Here is a 1322-nt window from a genome sequence, read left to right on the forward strand (position 1 = left end):
CACATTCTATGTTAATATCCAAATTTTAAAAGGTATTTTTTTGATTTTTTTTGTATTTTAGAACAAATTTTTGCCCAAAACACCACCTATAGCCTAATTTATTTAAGCTATTATTTTATTGTTATTCAAATATTTAAGAGTATTAATACACTCTTTTTTCTCTTATGCTACGGTAGCATATTTATATATATCTACATAAGGAGTTCCTCTCTTGATTACTGCAAAAGCAATATTTACAAGTTTAAACTTTATGTTATTGCTTATCAGCAAAATATGCTTCCCTTGCTCTTTCTTCTTCTCAAAATATGCCTTTATTTGAGAGTTATATTTTTTAGCCGACTGAACCGCCATACTCAGCAAAGCCTTAACTTTTTTATTTGCAAAATGATTTACTTGAGTCTTTCCTCTTACCGACTTTCCCGAGCTATGTTCAAAGGGCGCTATTCCCGAATAGCAAGCAAATTTACGGCTATTTTTAAATTTAGTAAAGTTATGAGTAATCATTACTAAATAAGCCGAAATTATAGTACCAATTCCCTTTATACTCTTCAATAAATCGCGATTCTTTTTCAATTCAGGATGCTCTTTAAAAACCCTTTCTATTTCATTTTCAATAGCTTTTAGACTATTTTTAAGAGCAACTCTTGTTTGTTGATTTATTTTTTGAACACTCTCATAAGCCTTGCTATTTACCCGTCCTTCATTCTCTTGGGTCATTTTCAAACTTGTTATTGACTTTTGTATTTTTTCCCTTTCAGCAAAGAGAAGTTTAAGTTCCTGTATAGCTTCATCCGTTACCTTTGAAAGCACTATTTTATCAATATTTCTCAAGGCATAAAGAGCAATCATTTTAGCATCGGTTTTGTCATCTTTACCTCTAGTAATACCTTTAGATTTATTGATTTCAAGAGCTGAAACCTCACTATAATAAGCATTTAGCTCAGAGAGCACTTCACCTAATTTGATTGAATACACCCCTGTATTTTCAAAACAAATAAGCGTTTAAGTCAGGTTGTAACCTAACCTTTCCAAATCCTTTACAATAGATTTAATGTTTTTAGGCTTATAGTCAATTACTTTTGAACCTAATACATTGCCATTTTTATCCACATAACAAATATCTAATTTGTCTTTGGATACATCGATCCCTGTAAAAAGAACATAGTTTTTCATTTTCTAAATATGATTATTGATATTAAAAATAAGCCTTTGCTTCTAAAGTCTTTATTAGACCCTAACGTCTACCATTCTATTTAAAAATAAGGCTTTAAATCAAAGAATTGGCAGAGGACTAATGTGCGACATAAGACGTTATCTTAACC

The 1322-nt window shown here is 30.3% G+C and carries 2 protein-coding genes; both read right to left on the reverse strand.

What is annotated here, in order from left to right:
* Positions 1 to 162: 162 nt before the first annotated feature.
* Positions 163 to 996 carry a transposase gene (locus HMPREF9075_RS04505; RefSeq protein WP_255351823.1) on the reverse strand — a complete coding sequence of 278 codons (834 nt, stop codon included), beginning with the start codon at positions 994 to 996 and terminating at the stop codon, positions 163 to 165.
* 6 nt (positions 997 to 1002) lie between these two features.
* Complete coding sequence (locus HMPREF9075_RS13155; protein ID WP_009415313.1) at positions 1003 to 1173, reverse strand: hypothetical protein; 171 nt, start codon at positions 1171 to 1173, stop codon at positions 1003 to 1005.
* Between the last annotated feature and the right edge of the window lie 149 nt (positions 1174 to 1322).

The organism is Capnocytophaga sp. oral taxon 332 str. F0381 (assembly GCF_000318275.2).
Classification (GTDB): domain Bacteria; phylum Bacteroidota; class Bacteroidia; order Flavobacteriales; family Flavobacteriaceae; genus Capnocytophaga; species Capnocytophaga bilenii.

Coding starts and splice junctions, on each gene's coding strand:
- HMPREF9075_RS13155 (WP_009415313.1), bottom strand. CDS start 1,173: ATGAAAAACTATGTTCTTTTTACAGGGATCGATGTATCCAAAGACAAA.